Below are 16350 nucleotides of genomic sequence, written 5' to 3'. Positions count from 1 at the left end.
ATGATTTATTTCATCCGTTAGTATGGGAGCAAGCATGGGCGAATGATTCGTTTACATCGGTAAAACAAATGAAAGCAGCAGGCATAGACCCTGCTCATTCTTTTGATACCAAAGCAGTCTCATTTAACAAAGACGTATTCTCAGCAGAAGGTCAACAAAGAACTACACGAATCCTAAATTGGATTCAAGGACAAGGCGTTCCATTTGAAAATGCTTCTATTCTTGATATTGGAGCAGCTTCTGGTGGATTTTCGATTCCGTTTGCTCAGCGAGGTGGAATGGTCACATCGGTTGAACCTTGTGTTCCTTTACAACAATTGTTACAAGAAAATGCAGATCGTATGGCCTCAGGTAAAATTACGATTGTGCCAGAAGAATTTCAAGATATTGATGTTGAAGCTAAAGGGTGGAATCAAGCTTTTGATCTGGTATTTGTCTTGATGTGTCCGGTCATCTATGATTGGCCAAGTGTAGAGAAAGTACTACAATGTGCTAGTCAATTCTGTTATATTAGTTCAACTGCCGGGCCAAGAGAAAACAGTCTGGTGAATGAAGTGTTACCGCTTGTCAGTGAAGATAACCAACCGATACAACATCATGGCTCAGATATGGGATATTTACTTCATTTGTTGTATCTAAAAGGGTATGCATACGAGTCAATTGTTACGCATGAAATGAAAACAGTTGAAATGTCCAAGCACGATGCGTTACAACATGTGATGATGATACTTCATTTACATCAGGTCAATATACGTGCAGATGCTAAGCAATTGATCTCCGATTATTTAGATCAGCAATATCCTTCAGGTATAGTATCGATTCAAGAAGGCGGGCGTTTTGGCAAAGTATTGATACGACTGCAAGACCGCAGCATGTATACGATGGAAGTCCCAGCAAATATATCCGCTCAATCATAACTTTAAAAGAATGATCCTTCATTAATAAAGGGATCATTCTTTTTGTATTGCAGAGTATCTACTTAAAGGAGTAATAGATTTTTGACTCTTTTGACAAACAGTTGCTCTGCTTCAGACGCCGTATTATTACGTGAGGTGACAGACCATAGATAAGAAGGGTCTTCCGCTGATATTTCAAAAGGTATTGTGACAATCCCTCGATTTTGAGACATCGTATATCCCCGAAACGAATAATCGGTACCGATCGTTACTGCTATATCTTCTTTGACGGCTTTGAGAATAGCTTCTACATTATTACTTTGAAATAAAATATCCGGCTTATCTAACGTATTAACAAAAGCGATAATATATGGATCGTTATATAGTACAAACGGATAGTCTTTCAAATCTTGTAAAGTAACTGATGATTGGTTGGAGAGAGGACTGTGTACACTAACACCCAGCACCATATTATCTTTCATTAACGGCTCAAATATCAGATCTGATGTAGCCGGTAAATGATGTTCTTTTAAAAGAAAAAAGCCGATATCACTACGTTCATGCTCCACATCATCAATTACAGCATCTGTACTATTTTCTTTAATTTCTATCCGGCTATTTGGAAATTCTTTTTTGAGTTCAGTGATTACATCTATTAATAAAGAGATCGGTCCGGGAATCGTAGAAATGCGTAATTTGGCATTATTCATTTCTCGATAACTTTGCGCTTCTGATTTGAGTTCTTCGATTTGCTTGAGAATTCGACTGGCTTTGGTAATAATGCTTTGTCCTTCAGGAGTCACAGTAGTTCCTGATCGGGAACGTATAAATATTCGCATACCGATTTCTTGTTCAAATAAAGAGATTGCACGACTGACTCCGGTTACTGTAATATGACAATTTTCAGCGGCTTTGGTTAATGATCCGCATTTGGCTACTTCAATAATATATTCCATTTGCTCTATATTCATATGTAATCCTCTCTTTTTTCGGCTTCCATATTGTCGATCATGGTTAGTAATAATAGTAGATAATCATTAGCTTAATTTTAAGTGAACTAAAAGGTTATACAAGTCTACTTATGGTAGATATAGTGTACTACAAGTATATGTTATATTGAGACTACATAGCTATTCTTTTCATTATTCGTTGGAATCTAGATCCCTATACAAGCGAATAATCCTAACCAACCTATGCGTACACAGGTTGGTTTATTTACGAGTTAACCTTATTTCACGACTACATTCTATAGGAGGATTCTTACATGAAATTTAAAAAATACGCCATATACAGTGTGATTGTGATCGCAATCTTGCTTTGCTTTTATGCGGTGTTTACATGGGGAAAACAAGGTCATTTATTAAATGCAGAAGCATCGACTTCTACACCAACTGCTTATGTCGAATCAGATGTCATTAATGCTAGCTTCAAAGTAGCTGGTAGAGTGGATCAATTGTTAGTACAAGAAGGACAGCAAGTGAAAAAAGGGCAGATTATTGCTCGTCTTGAAAGTAAAGAATTGCAGAATAAAGTAGCGCAAGCTCAAGCTGCGGTTGAGACAGCCAATGCTAATGTAGCTCAAGCCCAAGCCGGTGTTGAACAAGCTCAAGCTGGAGTAACTCAGGCGCAAGCAGGCAAAGTACAAGCAAGTGCAAGTGTGACCGAAGCCCAAGCCGCAGTGAATGCTGCACAGGTGAAAAAAAGTCAGGGCGAAATGACAGTTGATGTAACAGCGAATACCGCTTCTAGCAAATTACAAGAAGCTCAAGCTGCTGCCAAAGCCGCTAAAGCCAAATGGGAAGCGCTCAAAAGTGGAGCCAGACCTGAAGAGATTCAACAAGCGAAAGTGAATATGCAAATAACTAAAGAAGCACTGGCAACTGTGAATAAAAGTCTCAAACGTGTGCAGCAATTACATACCAACGGGTTAGCTACCGAAGCCGCACTCGATCAAGCCACTATTGAACAAAAACAAGCACAGGCGAAATATGATGCCGCAGTCCAACAACTCCAATTAGTACAAAAAGGAAGTCGTCCACAAGAGATTGCGGCGGCGCAAGCGCAATATGAACAAGCATTAGCAAGTATAAAAGAAGCGGAAGCCGGACAGGGACAAGTGGCTTTGCAACAAGAAGGAGTCAAAGCGGCAACAGCAGGCATTGATCAAGCTCAAGGCGCTGTAGCTCAAGCTCAAGGTGCTGTTGCTCAAGCCCAAGGCGCTATCGAGCAAGCAACAGCTACACTCACCCAAGCCAAATCCAAAGTCAAAGCAGCCCGTTCACAAGTGAGTCAGGCGAAAGCCGCTTTGCAAGAAGCCCAAACGTATTTTAGCTATACCGTATTGCGTGCTTCTGTCGATGGAGTAATACAATCCAAGTCATTAAATGTTGGTGAAATGGCAAGTGCAGGCTTCCCGGTCTATGCACTGGAGACTACTAGCCAGCGCTGGGCGAAATTTTACGTAACCGAAACCGATCTGAATGGACTTCGAGTAGGCGATCCTGTTCAAGTGACTTTACTTTCTGGAAATACAGTCGTTAAAGGAAAAGTAAGTGTCATTGATGCCGCGGCTGACTTTGCGATTCAAAAACCAAGTCAAACTTCTGGTGATACAGATATCCGTTCATTCGGAGTCAAAGTAGAATTGCTCAATCTGCCTGCTACAGTACCTACAGGTTCGACGGTTATTTTCCATGGTAAAGGAGTTCAGTAATATGGAACGGCTTACGATAGGAAAAGTATTCCGCGAAGAATTGGGCTTGATGCTTAAAGACAAAAAGCTGATTATTATTTTATTAATTACACCGATTTTATATTCTGTATTATTTGGATTTTTATATTCACATGAACGGATTACAGAGATTCCGATCGTTGTCTATGATGGCGACAATTCGCAATTAAGCAGGCAAATTATTCAAGCATTCGATGCTACTGATACCTTTGCGGTTACCAAGCAAAGCTGGAATCAAGATGATATTGTCCAGCAAGTCGAAGAAGGGCAATTTAAAGTAGGATTGATTATACCTAATGACTTTTCAGCCTCACTCAAGCATGGTGAAAATGTTCCGATACTGACAGTGATTGATGGTAGTAATCTAATGTATTCCAACAGCGCTAGTCGGATTGCAAATCAGGTCATTAGTAGTGTGAGTGCAGGGGCATCAATGAAAGCATTGGAGCAAAAAGGAATGAATAGCGATCAAGCCAATTCTGTTTTTAGCACGATTCCTTTTCGTTCACGAGTATTATACAATCCGGTGTATAATTACAAATTATTTATGCCGATCGGTGTTATCTCTACAGCGCTTCAGCAATGTTTATTGTTAGGTATTGCTTTATCATGTACAAGAGATAAAGAGCTTGGCACATGGGGTCGGTTTTATCACTGGCGACATACCCCATGGAGACTTGCGGTTGCGAAGCTTACACCTTATTTTCTAGCCGGAATGGTCAATGTAATCACCGTATTCAGCATAGCGGCATTTGCATTTCATATTCCATTCAAAGGACAGTTGTTGCCTTTTCTTCTCATTTCGATTGCTTTTAATCTAGCCTTATGTGGATTAGGATTTTTGTTCAGTCTGTTCTCACGTACCAAAGTCGATGCTACCCAGACATTGATGCTGATTGCTGTGCCTTCCTTTATGTTATCTGGTTATACATGGCCGTTAGAAGCGATGCCTACGTTTTTGCAAATGGTTGCCAAAGCGTTACCGTTAACTTATTATCTGGACGCAGTACGAGCCATTACGTTAAAAGGTCAGGGCATGTCTGCTATTGTGCAAGATATATTGGCACTTAGCTTGATAGGATTGATTAGCTTATTGATTGCCCTTATTGCTTATCCATTAGCGTTCAAAAAGTCTGAACAACAAGCAGGAGAAGTTATCCAAGTAGAGCAGACAACTGTAGAATCAAAATACTGATAGTATTTGCCCCATAAATATAGACATGGTAGAATAAGAAAAATTCAATATGACCAAACGCGAAGCACGCGCCATCCTTAACAGGGTAGCGCGTGTTTTTTTTGTTTGGGAAATACAAAGGAGAATAATAATATGTTAGAACAGAGTGTAACCATAGAGTATCCCAGGTTGGTAATATGGAGAGTGATAGCTATCCAGGCTTTTGCCAATCTTATTGGATTTTATATGGTATATATGCCTATTATGTTGGGGTTTGTTATGGCTAGGAATCAATTATTTAGCGTTCTATAGTAATCAAAAACAGTTTAACGTTTACAAAGATCATAAAAATCAGAAATACTTCAATACGATTGTATGTATAAGCGGTATCTTGATCAGCTTTTGTATGTGTTCTTATGTACTACTTAATCACTTCTAAGCAAAAACTTGTATTAGCAACAAATATATAGTATATTATATTTATCTTAATATTAAGATAAAAGGTTATCGTTAATATCAAGAGAATCAGATACTTCCAATAGATATACAATTTCGCTAATCACATGTGTTTGTGTATAATAGGAACAAGGAAGTGAAAGGAGAGAGTACAAATGATAGTAAGTTTGAATCGTATTAATGAATTGGCTAAAAAACAGCGTGAAGAAGGTCTGACTGCTGAAGAGAAAGCGGAACAGCAAGTCTTGCGTAAAGAATATTTAAGCGAAATCCGTGGACAGGTACTGAGTACTTTCTCAGGTTTGACTGTTGTGGATGAATTAGGAAATGATGTTACACCCGATAAAATTCGCATGGAAAAAGAACAAGGTAAACATCAATAAGATATGATTGGCTTTATTTATAATAAATATTCTACTGGTTAACAAAAGAACCTGCCTACTTTAGAGAGTGGCAGGTTTTTTTCTGTATTTATTCTTTTTATAAATAAGCTCCGAATAATAGACGTGCTTGATCCCAATTGACTCCTAATTTGCCTTCCCAAGCTGCCCAGGGCATCTCCATATCGGAACGACCTTTGGTATTGTTGAGATTCACCTCAGGATCTACCATATCTTCAAATGAAGTCCATGTTAACGGGTCAAGTGATATCTGTGAATTAGGTAGAATCCCTGCGATTGCTAACGTTTGTAAAATATCTCGCCTTGTGCCTGCATTTCCTTTGATTAATTTGGCAGCAGTAAGACGCTTCTCATATGAACCCGGAGTCTCATCTTCATAGGCTTGATCCAAATGATGGAGTAGATTGCGAAAAACATTGATATCTTCTTCTGTAGGCGAGACAGCAGGTAAGGTGAGCCTTTCTTGTAGATCGGTATAAACACCGATTACGGAATGGTACAGTCTACCTTGATACAACGAGTTCCGTATAGAAGCAATATTACTCCAATGTCCATCATGCGGTGTTGCATTGGAAGTTGAAAATCCACACACTCCACATGCTATCAGGCGACGTGCTGGTTGATAATCATGCTCAGGTACGGTTTTTGCAAAAAGTGTACTATGTAAAGTTGTCATTCCACGAGGGTAACTGCCACCTACAGCCGCTATAAATTCAGCGCTAGCACGTTCGAGCGATAACTGTTCATCTTGTCCCCAGACTCTAATAGATTCAATAAGCGTATTATGATCGATCGATATAATCTCGTTAATTTTCCAGTGATCTTGTTGCAATCGTTCACGTTCATCTGGTGTTAATGCTTCTTCACGATAAATAATGACCTGACGTGTAGCATCATAATCACTGTTTTGATAATGATATAACTTTTGCAATATTTTTAATTTTTGTTTGTACAATTTGTTGTTATTCGTAGTCATTGTATAATCCTTTCTACTTCAAATGAGCTGTATATTACATTTACTATAGCTATTTTATAGAGTCACTTCAATATAAAAAGACGATCTTCTATACACAGAAGATCGTCTTTTTTGAATAACATAAGTACTGGTATTACACTTTATAGAAAACAGTAAGTATCGATTACACTTGATCTTTGGATTGGTATGGTTGGTCTTTTTGCTTGATCGAAGCATAGACAATAACACCAAGACCTGCAACAGCAAGAGAAGATAAAATAGGGTGTTTGCTTTCTTTTACATACACAGGAATATCTTCTTTAGGATTTTGAGCGGCATAGATAATATTTTCAGCAACAGAACCTGCTGGATAGACCATAACTTTATGTTTTTTCATCGTTTCGTTATATGGAGTTACTGCTTTGCCCGGATGAAGAAGCGTAATAGATACAGGAACTTTATCTTTAGCAACCTCTGCTCTTAGATTATCTGTCCATTCTTTTACAGAAAAATTAGAAGCGGAAGAAGGAACAGGAATCACTGTACCACGATCACTCCAGACAGCACTCATATTGATCAATGCGCCAGGAACGCCACGTTCTTTGAAATGATTGATAGCAATCTTCGAACTATAAATAATTCCGCGATAATTCATATTGAACATACGCTTGATATCGTCTTGAGTCGCTTCTGTAGAATCGCCAAGTAAAGAGACATCAGAGCTGTTCACCCAAGTATCAAAACGTCCAAATGTACGAATAGCGGCATCGGCAATCTTGTGAACATCTTCTTCTCTTCCAATATCTGCGGGAACCCATGTTGCTGGATATCCTTTAGCACGAAGTTCTGTAGCTAATTGGAGGAGCGCATCTTCATTTTTAGAAGTAAGTAGAACTTTTGCGCCTTTAGCTGCTGCCATTTTAGCTGTAGCAATACCAACTTTACTTGAAGCACCTGTAATAACGATAACTTGATCTTTTAATTTTTTAAGTGAAATAGACATAACGATGGTTCCTCCTTGAAATAGTCTCATTACCATTTTACCCTATCAACCGTATCGGCAATCATTTTGTTAGGAATGAATCATTTATATAGAAGCTAAATACATACTAATACTACACCAAATCTATAAAAATTAGAAATCTAGCGAGTCTATAAGGTTTTTGATGGCTCAATTAAGTATCAACGCTTACAATAGAAATAAATGACAAGGGAGGTGCTCAAATGGAAGAATTTCATTGTATGAATCATCCAGATCGTGCAGCGGTTCATCAATGTACAAGGTGTGGAAAGCCATTATGTGATGAATGTTATAACCCTGAGATGCAGACCTGTCGTGCATATTGCAATAACCCTGCTACCGCAAGCACTTTAGAACCTCAACAACCTCAACCTAAAAATACATTCTGGCAAATTGTTGTAGCTTTACTGGCGATTGTGGGGGCATTGGCTTTACTGTTAGCAGCGATCTGTGGAGCGATGATCTATTCTTACTAAAGGAGTGCTTGAATGGAGTTTCCTGTCTATCTTTATTTAGGGTCATGGCGTATTCATCCCCATGTGTTGTTTGAATCGTTAGGTTACTTTTTGGGATTTCGCCTCTATTTGTGGACACGTCGACCTAGTGAAATGTCCAAGCTGATGAGTCTGCAAATATTAGCAGGTACGATTCTCGGAGCGGCGGTAGGTGCTAAGTTATTATTCTGGTTCGAAAATCCAGTAGCAACATGGGAACAATTACGTCAGTTTCACTTGTTGTGGGGTGGCAAAACGATTGTCGGTGGATTGTTAGGAGGGCTGATTGGTGTAGAATTGACCAAGCGCTGGATCGGTTGGAAAAGCTCTACAGGAGACGATTTTGTCTATCCGCTTATACTTGGTCTGGTGCTAGGGCGAATAGGATGCTTTTTGACCGGACTGGATGATCATACGTATGGGATAGCAACAACATGGATAACAGGTGTAAATTTTGGTGATGGTATTATGCGTCATCCGACTCAATTATACGAGATTGCTTTTCTAATTGTACTGGCTGTTTGCTTGATTCCGTTATATCGTCAAAGTCGTCTATTATCTGTATTATCGTCTGAAGGTCAGACATCCACATCGTACACTTCCTATGTATCCGGTCGAATGTTCCAGTGGTTTATGGCAAGTTATCTGTTATTTCGATTTGTAATTGAATATATCAAGCCTACTTTGCATCCTTACTGGGGACATAATAATATTCAATTGGCTTGTGTGGCTGGATTGATTTATTATAGCTGGCTGATCTGGGGCAAACGTAGAAATAATTCTCATCAGATAAAAGCAATATAATGCAATATTTGATCAATATATTGAAAGCAAATTAATCATTATCCTTACACTTATATTCTACCAAGCTCTACATATTATGATTACAACCAACCTATCTAATGCTATATATACCTGTTACGTGAATATATTTTAGGATATCTACCATAAAAGGAGCGATATACTATGCCTAAAAATCGACCGTATCTATATCATGAATTGACGAATAGTATCTGTACGACTTGTTACCGCAAAGTCGAAGCCAAAATTATTGAAGAAGATGGACGAATATATATGCTCAAGCGTTGCCTTGTACATGGGCCTGAAAAAGTACTTATTTCTACAGATGTAGAGTATTATCATCGCACACGAGAATTTATTAAGCCTTCAGAAATGCCTTTAGTCTGGAACACACCGATTAAGTATGGTTGCCCATACGATTGCGGGTTATGCCCGGATCATGAGCAACATAGCTGTCTTACTTTATTAGAGATTACGGATCATTGTAATCTGCAATGCCCTATTTGTTTTGCTGAATCTTCACCTCATCGTACTTCTTATCGTTCGCTAGAACAGATTGCATTTATGTTAGATCGGATTGTAGAAAATGAAGGCGAACCGGATATCGTACAGATCAGTGGGGGAGAGCCGACAACACATCCACAATTTTTTGAAATTTTAGATATGTGCAAAAGCCGTCCAATTCAACATATTATGCTCAATACAAATGGGATTCGGATTGCGCAAGATCGTGAGTTCACCAAGCGATTAGCTTCGTATATGCCAGGCTTTGAAATCTATTTGCAATTTGATAGCTTTGAAGCTGATGTATTGAAAGAATTACGTGGTGCTGATCTTAGGCGTATACGAGAAGATGCGATTCGTCATCTAAATAAATATAATTTGTCGACCACTCTGGTAGTGACGCTAAAAAAAGGATTAAACGATACAGAAATTGGTAAAATTATTCAATATGGACTCAAACAAAAAGCTGTTCGTGGTGTCACCATTCAACCGATTCAAGCAGCAGGGCGATTAGAAGGATACGACCCGGCGACAGATCGCTTAACTGTAAGTGAAGTCAGACAAATGATTATTGATCAATCAGAAGTATTTCAAGAAGATGATATTTTACCGGTTCCTTGTCATCCTGATTGTCTGGCAATGGGCTATGCACTCAAATTAGGACGGGAAGTGTTACCATTAACACGCATGATTGAGCCTTCAATCTTGTTAGAAGGGGATAGCAATACGATTGTATTTGAACAAGATCCGGTGATTCGTGGTAAATTATTTGAGCTGTTATCGACGGGTCACTCACCGATTTCTTCGGCACTATCGCTCAAAAGTCTGTTATGCTGTCTACCTCTTGCAGCAGTGCCAAAGGAAATTAACTATGATAATGTATTCCGCGTTATTATTATGCAGTTTTTAGATGCTTATAACTTTGATGTTCGGTCTGTCAAAAAATCATGTGTGCATATTGTCCATCCAGATGGGCGCATTATCCCTTTTGATACGTACAATCTATTTTATCGTGATGATAAAGAAAAGCTGTTAGAAGAACGAAAACAAGAGATCGCTACAGCTTGGGATTAATATGATTTGTAATTAGAACTATGATCATTGCTCAAAAAGGTCCGTTATACTATTGATGGGAAAACCTAGAGTTACTATGAGTGTGTATGGCACTGGTAGTGAGTCTAGGTTTTTTATTTGGGAACAGTGATAACGAAGTAGAAGAGAAGGGCGTAGATACCAAAAATAAATAAAAAAGAGTATGCTATACAAAAAGGTATTATGGAGTGAATAAGCTTATGGAATATAAAACAGAACTCGAAAATTTTCTGACTAAAAGTGGTGAGAAATCGACACAATATATGCATTTGAGATTAGAAAGATTGTCTTATCAAAGTATTCTCTATATTGTAAAAGGACGTATGCTTGAACGAATAAGAACAAAGAGAGAAAACATTGAACAGTATAAGGATTTTAAAGAAGCACAAGTTCGTGTAGACGAATTGATTGAACAGCTAATAAAAGAAGGATTTACAAAACAAAATACGAAAATTTTACAAGATACAGATATAAAATATGCTAATTTAAGTAGAAGAGAGAAAGCTTATGTATATGACAAAGCGAAATGGCACTATGATGGGGACTATCCCAAAACATTATTGCCTTTCCAAGCTTATATACATACTGGAATGTTTGTCACTTGGCTTATAATAAATAATCTACTGACTCAGAAAATTGTAGATCAGTATCAAACAAGTATAAATCTAGTAAAGCAGGGTGAAATGAGCGGTGCGCATTTTTTTGAGGAGTATCTTGATGGTTCACTTAGTTCAAATGATCTATCAGAAGAAGGAAATGCATTTGCACGTCAATATCTAAATAAAGATGATAATCTATATTTAGCAGATTATATCGATTGTTTGGCAAGTTCGTTACCTGGTGAATACCATGTGCAGGATTCTTTAGAGAATTATAAGAAATTAGAACCTATGATCAACCAACGATACAGCAAATTTAAAAATTTCAACATATGAAAAATTCATAATAATAAAACCTAAAAAAATGCAAATGAATACCATTCTAAAGGAGTGAGATCAATGAATATTATCATTTTTGGAGCCACAGGCAAAACAGGTCTTGAACTGGTGAAGCAGTCGTTAGAGCATGGGTATCAAGTCACTGCATTGGTACGTCATCCGGAAAAGCTAACTATTAGTGATCCCAAGCTGATCATCGAAAAAGGGGACTTATCCCATTATGATGATATTGATCGAGTTATGAGAGCACATCCATATGACGCTGTTTTCTCAGCTTTAGGAGCGAAGACTCCTTTTCAAAGAGATCCTGTACTTACCGAAGCGACCAAAAACATTATCAAAGCAGCTCAAGCCAATCAGATCAGCAAATTTATTCATGTTTCCTTTATAGGTGTTCGCAAAGAATCGTCTCAATTAGGAGCACTATACAAATATATCGTCCCACTAGCGATGAAGAACTTAATCGCAGACCACCGAGAAAAAGAAGCTTTTCTAGCCAACAGTGGGCTGGACTGGATATCAGTTCAACCTCCGATTCTAACATCAGGAGCGAAAACAGGAACTTATATCCATGAGCCACACATCAATAAAGGAACTTCCAGTAAGAAAAAGCTATCTCGTGCTAATCTAGCTGATTTTATGATTGATCAACTTCATACTTCTGTGTACCATCAACAAGGTGTTTTTGTAACCGAATAATAAGTAAAAACATAATAAGTAACAACGAAAAGGATCCTATTTTGGTCCTTTTTTTGTGCCCAAAATAGCGAGGGGAGCGGCAAAAAATATTTCATATTTTTATAACCCTACTACTATTAAAATTAAAATTTCAACATATGAAAAATTCACAATAATAAAATCAAAATCATGAAAAAAGAAAATTATAAACATCTCAACCCCTTTGTCAAATAAAATATGGCGCATGTATTTCAAACAAAATTACAAATTATTCACTGATATGCCGATATAAAGAAGGGCTTACATTAGATATAGGCTTTATACAACACATCAAATACATAGAAAAAGGGGTTATAACATGCTTGAGAAAAAAATTCCATTGGCTAAATGGGTAATATCATCAACGCTAGTAGTAGGAATATCTTTGGGGAGTAATGCACCATTGTTTTCTCCTATATTTAAGGTATCGGCAGCAGAAACTAATCATTCGAATCTTCAGATTGTAAGCGTTATTGATAAAGATCATTACTTATTATCTGATGGTTCAATGTGGGCGATGTCTATGAAAGGGCCCTGGCATTCTGAATATCAATTTGAAGGGATTAGCGTAGGATCGAATCATCAATATTATGGTTGGACGACAAGTGGACAAGCCATGGGATGGGATGATATCACTCAACAAATCGAAGTGATTGCAGGAATGAATAATGTTGCTCACATCTCGGGCAATGGGATTGTATTACATAAAGATGGCAAAGTGGATATGATCGGATCAGGCAAACCAGATACTTTACCGAACAGCGTGAAATTACTTGATGCATTTAATGATTCGTATGCCATACTCAAGCAATCTGGAGATATTTTATATTATAAAAATTATCAAAATGGTCTAGGTCGTAAAATTGGATCTTATCCTGATGCTGTATCGATAAAACAAGACGAAATAGCAATAGCTGTTCTACGTAGTGATGGTAGCGTGACTTTGCTTGATCTGTTATCTGGTGATGCGCCTCAAGTCATTGCAAATGATGCAACATCTATAGAATGGCAAGGATCTAAACGTTCATTACTGGTAGTGAAAAAAGATGGATCAGTATGGTCATATAGTCGTTCTAATGGCTTTGCCCCTCAACAGATCAGCGAACTCGCCAATATTGCGCAAGTGGTCTATTCACCTAACGGAATATATGCTCAAACTAAAAGCGGCGATTGGGTAGAAGATGCTAACAAAACAGTAACCCCACTTCAAGCACCATCTATTAGCGAGTTGAAATTGATTTTATCCAAAACCAACGCTTCGGTAGGAGATAAAATAAATGCACAGATTCAGGAAGTGTATTCCAACGGCTCTATAAATACTCGTCCGGCTAGTGCCAATGAATTGAGTGTAGCTCCTTCGCCCGTTGCGGAAATATTAAGCGATGGTACGATTAAAGTAAAAGCAATTGGTAATGCTACGATTACTTTAACAACAGATACATTAACAGCTCAATCTCCGTTAAATGGAACAACAGAAGAAGCTTTAACAGGCGCAGTAATGATCGATGGTTCAGTCTATCTACCTTTACAGACTATATTCAAAGCGATGGGTAGTACGATTCTAGTCAATGGCAATCAATTCAAAGTTAACTGGGGAACTACTAGCATAGTATTAAATAAAAATAGTGCAGTTGCTCAAGTTAACAATCAAGCAGTGAAGATGAAAGGCAAAGTTCAAACTTCTGGAAATCAGACTGTATTTCCAGCCACTTTATTATCAAGCCTTTCCAAAGACACTAAAGTGAATTGGGATACGAAATATCAACAAGCCCTGATACAAGTAAATGGTTCAACGATTACGATTCAATCAGATAAAACTTTAAAGTTAATCAAACAAGAAGAGATTGGCAATTTAACAAGACTACTTGGTAAGTCGTACTGGGTAAATTATTATCATAAAGCTGGTGAGCGATTTAGCAAAGTAACGATCAAAGATATTAACGCAGAAAAAGATGCTTATAATAGAACACGATTTGTGATCCAATTTAGCGATCGTAAAGGTAAAGAATATTTATCTGACCGATTAACTGGTGCAGAGATTACAAGCCTATTATCAGATACAGAACAATTTTTTAATTACGATATTCGTAGTAAATACAACTGGTCACAAGCAACATGGAATCGCATTATTAATGCTGAAGTTGTGGAGGGAATGACTAGCAGACAAGTATTATTATCCTGGGGAAATCCTGATAAAAAGACAGTCACTAAAGATAATGGACATACGATCGAAATCTGGTCTTATATCGGTGAAAATTATCTGAATATGCTAGGTATTGGTGACGGCGTTGTATATGAAATATTTAATATTTAAATAAAATGAGTATATAGTTTCAATATAAAAACAAGCCAACACATTAGATTTAATCTCGTGTTGGCTTGTTTTTTTCTTATGTATTATGGGATAGAGCTGCATACAAATGATCAATCTGTTGTATAGAATAAGGAGACTTTATTTGATAGGTTAATCCGTTATATTTATCGTTGCGTTCAAAATCATAAATACTGATATAATTGTTACTATACAAAATAAGACCGTACCGTGCCCGACTATGCCGGTTATCTCCGACTTTAAGATGAATATAATAAGAATAGGTACCTTGTAGATGGGGTGACTTTACTTTGACTAATTGCGTTGTAGATAAGTTATCCATAATCTGATGAATCTGAACAGGATCTTTGATTTTTATCTGCTTCTCACTTGATGATTTTGTAAGAGAGAGGGATACAACAGGTTCGCTAGCTGTCATTCGTTCGGTTACTAATTCTGCAAACGTATGATTACGATTAGCTACATATACAATTAAAGGGATAACAATGAGCGCTGTTACAATCGAAAAGAACAAATACTTTTCCCATTTCTTCATCTGCTTCTCCTTTCTTACATAATAGCAATACTAGCTTTTTAGTCTACTATAAAATGTATTATTTTGTAAACGAATGCAATCATAATATCGGTGATACAGTACAATGGTTTGAAGAGATACCTACACTTCAATTTGATAAGTACAGTTATTATAATGAGTTAGATCGTATTTATTTAGCTACATCATCTTAAATTTGGAGGTAGAACATGGGGACACATTTTGCTAATATACATATTCAGACGGATCAATTGGAAGAAGTGTTAAAAGCTTTACAGGAAGTGAATCCTTATCGTGATCAAGAAATAATGGGGCATTTTTCAAAAAATATATATGTTGTCGGAGAATATAAAAAAGGATGGGTTTCAGTACTAAATGATTTTTTTGTATGGGGAGAAGTTAGTTCTTTCGCAGAAGAATTATCGAGCTGTCTACCATTTCCTGTACTTGCAATCGGATACTTTGATGACGATGTATTTGAAATGAATGTATTTGTTGATGGATCTGAAAGTACTGCTCAGATATGGTGTTCTGATGGAGTAAGAGAAGATTATGGATTAGAAGATAAAGAAGCCGATATTAGTATTCTTGCAGAACTTGTTGGTCGTGAACATATTGATGCCCTAAATCAACTTCTATCCATTACAGACTGCGAACAAGCTGTACATGCTTTGCAACGTATTATTCAGATTCCTCTTTGGTTACGTTCAGATTGGTTAGATACTATCACAGATCAAGAATTAGCTCAAAAATATATACAATATCACTTTACCTCTAACTAACTCATCCTTTATTAGAGATCGGAGAACTGAAATGTCATTAGAATACCTGCACCAATTGCAACACAATCAAGCAACGATACAACCCGTATTGAATGACTTATTAGAAAAGTATAAAGTTGAACCTGTTGGTACAGGATATATAGACTGCATCACAGCATTGCCCGATGTGAGCGACTTTATAGAAGCACTAACTACACATAATATCGTTGTGTATGCTGTCACATGGTGGTGTTATTCTAACTCAGCGGATGAACTCCAGCAAAAGAATTGTTCTCATCATATGGGAGGACCGCGGAGCAAGTATCGAAATGGGTGGTTTAGCGAAACCATGTTACCTCTTCATGAAATTCCAACGACAGAGCTGGATAAGCTCTCTTTCAAAAATCAGTCTGAATATAGTAAAGATATGAACACACAAATCAAACATTACATTATGTATGACTTTAAACAAACTGCAAATTATAAACCATGTCTTGAACCTGCTTTATGGTTATATGTACCAGAAGAGTGGCAAAGATAATCTA

The 16350-nt window shown here is 37.4% G+C and carries 16 protein-coding genes; 12 read left to right on the top strand and 4 right to left on the bottom strand.

Annotated elements, in window-relative coordinates:
• Positions 1–68 precede the first annotated feature (68 nt).
• A complete protein-coding gene (locus QCD85_RS09630) occupies positions 69–917 on the top strand; it encodes a class I SAM-dependent methyltransferase (RefSeq protein ID WP_301262444.1) in 849 nt (282 codons plus the stop codon).
• A 62-nt stretch (positions 918–979) separates the two neighbouring features.
• Here QCD85_RS09630 and QCD85_RS09625 read toward each other — a convergent pair whose 3' ends face one another.
• A complete protein-coding gene (locus QCD85_RS09625; RefSeq protein ID WP_274172774.1) occupies positions 980–1867 on the bottom strand; it encodes a LysR family transcriptional regulator in 888 nt (295 codons plus the stop codon).
• Positions 1868–2160: 293 nt separating this feature from the next.
• On the opposite strand from QCD85_RS09625, the gene QCD85_RS09620 reads away from it, so the two are divergent.
• The 3 genes from QCD85_RS09620 to QCD85_RS09610 all read left to right on the top strand — a co-directional run bounded on the left by QCD85_RS09620 (position 2161) and on the right by QCD85_RS09610 (position 5640).
• Positions 2161–3609, top strand: a complete 1449-nt coding sequence (locus tag QCD85_RS09620) for an HlyD family secretion protein (protein ID WP_274172775.1) — start codon at positions 2161–2163, stop codon at positions 3607–3609.
• A 1-nt stretch (position 3610) separates the two neighbouring features.
• Positions 3611–4822, top strand: a complete 1212-nt coding sequence (locus QCD85_RS09615; protein WP_301262443.1) for an ABC transporter permease — start codon at positions 3611–3613, stop codon at positions 4820–4822.
• Between the two features lie 590 nt (positions 4823–5412).
• The gene (locus QCD85_RS09610; protein ID WP_273612541.1) at positions 5413–5640 is read left to right on the top strand and encodes a DUF896 domain-containing protein; all 228 of its coding nucleotides are present in this window, start codon (positions 5413–5415) and stop codon (positions 5638–5640) included.
• Positions 5641–5737: 97 nt separating this feature from the next.
• On the opposite strand, the gene QCD85_RS09605 is transcribed toward QCD85_RS09610, so the two are convergent.
• Together QCD85_RS09605 and QCD85_RS09600 are read right to left on the bottom strand one after the other, a co-directional pair.
• Entirely contained in the window at positions 5738–6634 is an 897-nt protein-coding gene (locus QCD85_RS09605) for a hypothetical protein (RefSeq protein ID WP_301262442.1), read from the bottom strand.
• A gap of 163 nt (positions 6635–6797) precedes the next feature.
• Complete coding sequence (locus tag QCD85_RS09600; RefSeq protein WP_273612539.1) at positions 6798–7616, bottom strand: SDR family NAD(P)-dependent oxidoreductase; 819 nt, start codon at positions 7614–7616, stop codon at positions 6798–6800.
• 221 nt (positions 7617–7837) lie between these two features.
• Here QCD85_RS09600 and QCD85_RS09595 point away from each other — a divergent pair, with 221 nt between their 5' ends.
• From QCD85_RS09595 to QCD85_RS09570, 6 genes are all read left to right on the top strand, one after another.
• Positions 7838–8110: a hypothetical protein gene (locus QCD85_RS09595; RefSeq protein WP_301262441.1), complete on the top strand. Its 273-nt coding sequence runs from the start codon at positions 7838–7840 to the stop codon at positions 8108–8110.
• A 12-nt stretch (positions 8111–8122) separates the two neighbouring features.
• Positions 8123–8932 carry a prolipoprotein diacylglyceryl transferase gene (locus QCD85_RS09590; protein WP_301262440.1) on the top strand — a complete coding sequence of 270 codons (810 nt, stop codon included), beginning with the start codon at positions 8123–8125 and terminating at the stop codon, positions 8930–8932.
• 162 nt (positions 8933–9094) lie between these two features.
• Positions 9095–10507, top strand: a complete 1413-nt coding sequence (locus QCD85_RS09585) for a radical SAM protein (RefSeq protein ID WP_204823946.1) — start codon at positions 9095–9097, stop codon at positions 10505–10507.
• Between the two features lie 218 nt (positions 10508–10725).
• Positions 10726–11460 (top strand): DUF7832 domain-containing protein, encoded by a 735-nt coding sequence (locus tag QCD85_RS09580; protein ID WP_301262439.1) that lies wholly within the window; start codon positions 10726–10728, stop codon positions 11458–11460.
• 63 nt (positions 11461–11523) lie between these two features.
• On the top strand, positions 11524–12162 hold the full coding sequence (locus QCD85_RS09575) for an NAD(P)-dependent oxidoreductase (RefSeq protein WP_301262438.1): 639 nt from the start codon (positions 11524–11526) through the stop codon (positions 12160–12162).
• A 337-nt stretch (positions 12163–12499) separates the two neighbouring features.
• Positions 12500–14494, top strand: coding sequence for a stalk domain-containing protein (locus QCD85_RS09570; RefSeq protein ID WP_301262437.1), 1995 nt, complete (start codon positions 12500–12502; stop codon positions 14492–14494).
• A 76-nt stretch (positions 14495–14570) separates the two neighbouring features.
• Here the strand turns inward: QCD85_RS09570 and QCD85_RS09565 are convergent, their stop codons facing one another.
• Entirely contained in the window at positions 14571–15047 is a 477-nt protein-coding gene (locus tag QCD85_RS09565; protein WP_301262436.1) for a DUF5301 domain-containing protein, read from the bottom strand.
• Positions 15048–15253: 206 nt separating this feature from the next.
• Here QCD85_RS09565 and QCD85_RS09560 point away from each other — a divergent pair, with 206 nt between their 5' ends.
• A complete protein-coding gene (locus QCD85_RS09560) occupies positions 15254–15826 on the top strand; it encodes a hypothetical protein (RefSeq protein ID WP_274172786.1) in 573 nt (190 codons plus the stop codon).
• Positions 15827–15857: 31 nt separating this feature from the next.
• Entirely contained in the window at positions 15858–16346 is a 489-nt protein-coding gene (locus QCD85_RS09555; protein ID WP_301262435.1) for a hypothetical protein, read from the top strand.
• The last annotated feature ends 4 nt before the right edge of the window (positions 16347–16350 follow it).

The organism is Paenibacillus sp. PsM32 (assembly GCF_030433815.1).
Taxonomy (GTDB): Bacteria; Bacillota; Bacilli; order Paenibacillales; family Paenibacillaceae; genus Saccharibacillus; species Saccharibacillus kyungheensis.
This window is presented reverse-complemented; position numbering and strand designations above follow the sequence as displayed.